The sequence below is a fragment of the Streptococcus alactolyticus genome (genome assembly GCF_012277075.1).
Lineage (GTDB): Bacteria > Bacillota > Bacilli > Lactobacillales > Streptococcaceae > Streptococcus > Streptococcus alactolyticus.
Genome location: NZ_JAAXMT010000021.1, coordinates 1 through 6782, shown reverse-complemented (window position 1 = coordinate 6782; position 6782 = coordinate 1). Strand labels below are relative to the sequence as shown.

The following is a 6782-nucleotide window of genomic DNA, read 5'->3' as shown; positions in this document are numbered from 1 at the left end:
GTTGCTGCTTTATATAATTCTGCGACTTTTTCCCAATTAATAATGGTAAAGAAAGCTTTGATGTAATCTGGACGAACATTGTGATATTTGAGGTAATAAGCGTGTTCCCACACATCAAGACCCAAAATAGGTTGTTTGCCTTGTGAAATTGGGTTATCTTGGTTACCTGTTGACATCACTTCTAATTTGCCTTCTTGGTTGACCACTAGCCAAGCCCATCCTGAGCCAAAGCGAGTTGTGGCTGCTTGGGTAAAGGCTGTTTTAAAGTCTTCAAATGAGCCAAAAGCGTCTTCAATAGCTGCTAGAACTTCTGCTGTTGGTTCTTGTTTTTCAGGCGTCAATAATTCCCAGAAAAGCGCGTGGTTAAGGTGGCCACCACCATTATTGATGAGGGCTTGACGAATGTCTTCTGGAATGCGTGTCACATCTGACAACAAAAACTCTAAATCTTCCCCAATTTCAGGGTGTTTTTCCAATGCAGCATTAGCATTTGCTAAATAAGTAGCGTGGTGTTTATCATGATGCAAAATCATGGTTTCTTTATCAATATAAGGCTCAAGAGCGTCATATGCGTAAGGTAGGTTTGGTAAAATAATAGCCATGCGGATTACCTCTTTCATCTTTGTACTCTTATTCTATAAGAAAATAGCAGAGCGGGCAAATAATTTGACCGCTTTTTTAAGTGATTTCAATGGCGTTCATGAGCGATTTTTAAAATGGCAACATCAAACAAATAATCCTTGTCATAAGTCCCTGTTTTGATGGCATAATCGGTTTCAATCAAAATCTTGATGGCTAATCTTAAAAAGGCAATGGATAAAGGCCTTGAATCCCGCAACGCAAATCGGACTTGGTAGGGATTGACCCGACGGCCAAGATAATCAGACAAGCGGCTAACAATCTGCGACTCGTTATTGCCCTGACGAGCTAGGAGGCTGACTTGTAGAAACATCCGAAATTGCCCCAGCATAATCGCAATCAGCTTAATCTCATCCTCTCCTTGCAAACGCAAATCACGAATCAAGTCACGCGCCTCATCAATTCTGCCATTTAACACAAACTGCGTCAAATCAAAGATATTATCCTGCAAAGTCTTAGGGATGGCTTGGCTAATATCATCTGTCGTAATATGACCGTCTGCCTTGTAGGATTTTAAAAAGGCAATGTTTTTCAACATCTCACTAAAATCATAGTTAGACTTCAACAGCAAGGCGTCAAAAGCCCCAGAATCAAAGGTCAATTTTTCCTTATGCGCTAATTTTTGAAAATAAGTTTTGAGTTCTGCTTCTTTTAAAGGCTTGGCTTCAAAAATTCTGGAATCACGCTTGAGAATCTTAACCAAACGGCGTTTGCCGTCCAATTTTCCTGGAGCGTAGATAATCAAACGCGTCGTTTCCAAAGGATTTTCCAAATAAGCTTCAAAACGTTTGAGGGCCTTGTCATCCAAGTAGGCTTTTTTAGACGTCGTAATATCAAGCAGATTATCAAAAATCACGACCTTTTGGTTTTCAAAAAAAGGTAAACTCTCAAGGTCCATCTCAGCATCTTCATAATCCACCTCAGCCATGTCAAAATAAGAATAGGTCAAATCGTCCTTGTCATAACCCACACGCTCCATCAAGCGTTCTTTCAGCTGGGAAAATTGACCCAAATCCTCGCCTGTCACCACTGTAATCAAGCTTAGGTTTTCCTTTTTTAGTGTGTCCACTTCTTCGATTGCAATCATAGCATTATTATATCAAAAATCCCCTCAAGCGTCATGGTGGCAAACAAGTCATCGCACCGTTTCGATTTGCCAATGTGTCAATCCTCTAAACCGAATGGCGCCCTCTTGGTCTGTGCGGTAAATGCGCAAACCTTGCTGATTAAAACGTTCCAAAGTTTCTTGGTGAGGGTGCTTGTAATGATTCTTCTCTCCTGCTGAAATCAGAGCCATTTGTGGGGAAATGTGGGCTAAAAATTCTGGACTTGAGGAACCTTTTGAACCATGGTGGCCTGCTTTTAAAACATCCACTGGTAAATGAGAATAGGTAGCCATTAAATCCTGCTCGCCCTCTTTTTCTAAATCCCCTGTAAACAAGAAGCGTTTGCCCAGCAATTGTCCATAAAGCACCATCGAATCATTATTGCCACCGTCGCCTACATCATGGGGATAGAGCACCTGCAAGCGACTACCCATGATAGGCAGCATATCACCTACTTGGAGCGCTCGAACCTTGGTTTTCATGACTTGCAATTTCGCCACAAAATCTGTCTTAGTCAAACTTCCCTGACTGACCAAAACCTCGCCAATCGGCATTTCTTGGGCTAGAACAAGCATATCCCCCATGTGGTCTGCATCGGTGTGGGTCAAAACCAACTGGTCAATTTTTCCGACCCCTCGGCTCTTAAGATAAGGAATCAGCGTCCGTTCCGCATTGCTATCACTGAAACACTCCTGCCACGCTTCTTTCTTTCCAAAACCAACCTTGCCACCCACATCGATGAGCAGCGTTTTGCCCGTCACATCTCGCAAAAACAAACTATCTCCCTGCCCAACATCGACCACCGTCACTTCATTTTCCAGCGGATGCTTGGTTTGAAAAAAGAGTAGAGCGACCACGGCAAGCAAGAAAAGCGCCAGCTTTTTCCGACGGTAAACATCGTACAAGATTCCTAATATTAGAAAGAAAAGCAGCAAAATAGCTAGATGGGGTTTGCCAAAAACCAGCGGTGCTCCAATCATTCCCTTAGTTACCTTGATGATTTGCTCCAAAAACACAAATAAGCCATTTAAAAAGGTCAGCTTAACAAAAGGCGATAGGAGAAAAACAAGGGACAAAAGCGGCAAGAGAACCACGTCAAAGGCAAATGAAAAGCAAGCCGTCAAAACAATCGACAAGGGCTGAAACACCGAGAAAAAATAAATGAGCAAGGGCAGACTCCCCAACGAAATAGCGATACTCTCAGCAAATATTTTAGAATGACGTGTCAAGTCATCAAACTGCACCAGACTTAATATGAACGCAAAAGCAAACGACAAAACGCCGCCCGTCGTCAGCAAAAATGAGGGCATCACTAGAAACAAACTCAGCATTGTCAGAGCTAGATTGTCCAATCGTTTAATGCCAAATGGTGCCAAAATAGCTTGCAATAAACTTCGAATCACAGAAACGGAAAAACCGGTCAACCCAGCATAAACAAAGGAAAATGGCATTTGCAATACCGTCACCTGGTCACGGCGCAAGCCCAGACGCAAAAAGAAAGTCCGAAAAATCCCTACAAAAAAGCCAACCTGCATACCTGACAAGGCAAACAGATGAATAATGCCCAAACTCGTGTAAATATCACTCATTTCCGCGAAAGACTTGTCCAAATAACCAAACAAAAGCCCTGTCATGTAGTGCTGCATGGGAGCTGGAAAATGCTGCTGAATGCTAACAATGGCTTGACGACGCCACTCATGCAACCTTTCCACAAACGTTAGAGAAGAAACCGCCTTTATCTCCGTAATCTCTGACACGGTAGCCATACGGTAAATTCCTTCATGTTTTAGATAAGTCCGATAATCAAAACCACCGAAATTACGCTGGGGCGTAGCTTCTGCTAGCTCTATATCACCAGATAAAAGCACTGTTTGGGATAGATTTTTAAACCATTTTTGCTCGTTTTCCGATGACAATCTGTAAAAAGCTTGGTAGGTCCTTCCATCTGTCTTACCGCGAAAAGAGAGCAAATCCCCATTGACTGACAGAGTGTCTGGTATTATCTGAATGTGTTGAAGCTTAGAGGGAGCTGAGCGGTAAGCGCTATTTGCTTGTTGCACCTGGTATAGAAACAAACCTGCAAAGCCTACCAAACACAAGCAGACCTGCCCTAATCTTTTAAAACCGTACTGTTTCCATAAAAGTAGCAAGGCCACCAATAGCAAACACCCACAATATAAAGCTTGCGAGAAACACCAATAATAAAGCAACAATACTAAAAAAGCCAATTGAATTGGCTTAATGGGAAAATAGTTAATCAATGCTCACCTCTGATTTGAGTTTTTCTAGGGTCTTATCTCCGATACCTGACACATTTTTCAATTCTTCAACCGAAGTAAAACCGCCATTTGCCTCACGGTAATCAATGATATCTTGCGCACGTTTGGCCCCAATACCTGAAATGGTCTGAAGTTCTGTTGCTGTCGCCGTGTTCAAATTGATGGTACCAGTAGCAGTTTCTGTCTGGCTACCGCTGGCCGTTGAGGGGAATTTTGTGGCTGGACTTACCTCTTCCCCAATCTTTGCCACATAAACCACAGCTTCATCGCTTACCTTTTCAGCTAAATTCACAGATTTTCGGTCTGCTTCTTCCGTGAAGCCACCTGCCATTTTGACCAAATCAGTCACCCGACTGCCAGCAGGCAACTCATACACACCTTCATTGGTCACTGCCCCTTTGATGTCCGCAACTATTTTGCCACTTGTCGTTTGAGACCGGCTGCTCGCCGTTTTGCTTTTGACCTGCTCTGAACTGCTGCTTGCCAACTGGCTACTAATGACAGGCAAAGAGCTTTCGGCTTCTACCTTAGGCTGAGTGACTTGTGACCAAACAAAAAAAGCCAGCAACATGGCAAACACGGTCCCAAAACTCGCTGCCAAGGCCTTATGCTCTGATACTTTTGCTTTGATAGTTTCCAAAATAACGTCCAACACTCTAACTCCCTTATTTGTGATTTTGTGGTTTTTGACCACTTCTACTTATTTATTCGAAAAAAGCCCGGCTAATAGCCGAGCATTTTTGGTTTAATTCATTTTACGGTGTTTGTCTGGATCCCAAACAAAGCTAGCAAAGTAACTGAAAATCAAGGTTAAAATCACCACAACAAGGGCAATGAGTCCTAACGGAATGCGGTAAATGTAAGTCAATGGATTTGGCTTTTTATCCACATGAAAGGTCGCATTTTCAGCATCCAAACGATCAAATTCGGTCTGAATGCGATGAGCGACTTCTTCAACCCCTTCATCATTCATGCGTTTAATATCTGACACATCAATTGGGTTCCCAAAGTTCATGTCAACACGCTCTCCTGTCAAAAGCCCTTTAACGTCCATTGGACCTGCATAAACGACAGGCATAATCTTAACCTTTGCCATTTTGGCAATAACCGCAACCCCACCTTTCACATCTGTTGAATGACGGCTACCACTTGGAAACATCACCAAAGAGCGATTGCTTTTTTTCAACATATTAATTGGGTAACGTAAGGCATCTCTACCAGGGTTTTCACGGTCAATTGGAAAGGCACCACACATGCGAATCCACCAACCAAAAACCCGATTGGTAAACAATTCCTTTTTAGCCATGAAAATAAATTCTTTTGGTCTAGCCGCAAAAGCCATGTAAATCGGGTCCCACCACGTTCGGTGAGGCGCTACCAAAATGTAATTTTCATCTTTGCTCAATATTTTATCTTCATTATGATAATGTGCATTGCCATTAAAAATCCAAAGAAGAAATACAACTAATCCTCGCAAATACGTATAAAACACAAGCGGGCTCCTTTTCTTTCATTATTCTTAACATTGTACCACGGTTGAGTTATTTTAGGAAGAATAAATGTGCCGCGTGCTAGTGACTTGCCCTAAAATTTGCTATAATAAATGGCATGACTAATGTAACTTTAAAAGCGGGTGAACGCATTGACCAACTCTTTTCGACAGATGTAAAAATCATTCAAAACAAGGATGTTTTTAGCTATTCTATCGACAGTGTCTTGCTCTCTCGTTTTCCAAAAATACCTTCACGTGGTTTAATTGTTGACCTTTGTTCAGGAAATGGGGCTGTGGGGCTCTTTGCTAGCACACGCACCAAGGCTCCCATTATCGAAGTGGAACTTCAAGAACGCTTGGCTGATATGGCACAACGCTCTATCCAGCTCAACCACTTGGAAAACCAAGTGCAGATGGTGCAAGATGATTTGAAAAATCTACTCAACCATGTCCCCCGTTCAGGTGTTGATTTGATTCTTTGTAACCCTCCATATTTCAAAGTATCCGAAACATCAAAGAAAAACCTCTCTGAGCACTATTTACTTGCTAGGCATGAAATTACGACCAATTTGGACGAAATCTGCGAAGTGGCACGCCACGCCCTCAAATCCAACGGACGCCTTGCCATGGTGCATCGTCCTGACCGTTTTCTTGATATCATCGACACCTTGCGTCAGTATAATCTAGCTCCAAAACGCATTCAATTTGTTTATCCTAAAATGGGCAAGGATGCTAATATGCTTCTCATTGAAGCTATCAAAGATGGCTCCACAGATGGACTGAAAATTCTCCCACCGCTTTTTGTCCACAAAGAAAACGGAGAGTACACTGACGCTATTTTTGAAATCTATTTTGGAAAAAATGCCAAACGACACTAAACTAGCCTATCTCTACGTGGTCGAATGCGCAGACGGAACGCTCTACACAGGCTATACCACCGATGTTGATAGACGCATACAGACCCACAATAAAGGTAAGGGTGCCAAATACACCAGAGCCCGCTTACCTGTTAAACTCATCTATCAAGAAAGCTTTGAAAGCAAACAAGCTGCCATGTCCGCAGAAAGCCACTTCAAGCGAAAAACACGACAGGCAAAATTAGACTACATCAAACAACACAAAAATCTATCAGGATAAGACATCTTGATAGATTTTTCGGCTCTATAATTTCTGTAGTGGGTAACACCCAGTCAGAAGTTATGGAGCCTTTTCGTGCATAGAAAAAAAGCCCCATATGACTTATAATGAAAAGCGACGAAACTACTC

General features: G+C 42.4%; 7 protein-coding genes. 2 read left to right on the top strand and 5 right to left on the bottom strand.

Features of this window, described 5'->3' with window-relative positions:
• The 5 genes from HFK82_RS08600 to HFK82_RS08580 all read right to left on the bottom strand — a co-directional run.
• A partial coding sequence (locus HFK82_RS08600; protein ID WP_168261472.1) for a superoxide dismutase occupies positions 1-602 on the bottom strand: 602 nt, incomplete at its 3' end.
• Between the two features lie 86 nt (positions 603-688).
• Entirely contained in the window at positions 689-1726 is a 1038-nt protein-coding gene (gene holA / locus HFK82_RS08595) for a DNA polymerase III subunit delta (protein ID WP_168261470.1), read from the bottom strand.
• A gap of 48 nt (positions 1727-1774) precedes the next feature.
• Entirely contained in the window at positions 1775-4006 is a 2232-nt protein-coding gene (locus tag HFK82_RS08590) for a DNA internalization-related competence protein ComEC/Rec2 (RefSeq protein WP_168261469.1), read from the bottom strand.
• Positions 3999-4667, bottom strand: a complete 669-nt coding sequence (locus HFK82_RS08585; RefSeq protein WP_168261471.1) for a helix-hairpin-helix domain-containing protein — start codon at positions 4665-4667, stop codon at positions 3999-4001. Before HFK82_RS08585 ends, HFK82_RS08590 begins: the two co-directional genes overlap by 8 nt.
• A gap of 102 nt (positions 4668-4769) precedes the next feature.
• The gene (locus HFK82_RS08580; protein WP_167829302.1) at positions 4770-5516 is read right to left on the bottom strand and encodes a lysophospholipid acyltransferase family protein; all 747 of its coding nucleotides are present in this window, start codon (positions 5514-5516) and stop codon (positions 4770-4772) included.
• Between the two features lie 116 nt (positions 5517-5632).
• Between HFK82_RS08580 and HFK82_RS08575 the strand changes: the two genes are divergently transcribed.
• A complete protein-coding gene (locus HFK82_RS08575) occupies positions 5633-6394 on the top strand; it encodes a tRNA1(Val) (adenine(37)-N6)-methyltransferase (RefSeq protein WP_154455097.1) in 762 nt (253 codons plus the stop codon).
• On the top strand, positions 6378-6653 hold the full coding sequence (locus HFK82_RS08570; protein WP_168261468.1) for a GIY-YIG nuclease family protein: 276 nt from the start codon (positions 6378-6380) through the stop codon (positions 6651-6653). Before HFK82_RS08575 ends, HFK82_RS08570 begins: the two co-directional genes overlap by 17 nt.
• The last annotated feature ends 129 nt before the right edge of the window (positions 6654-6782 follow it).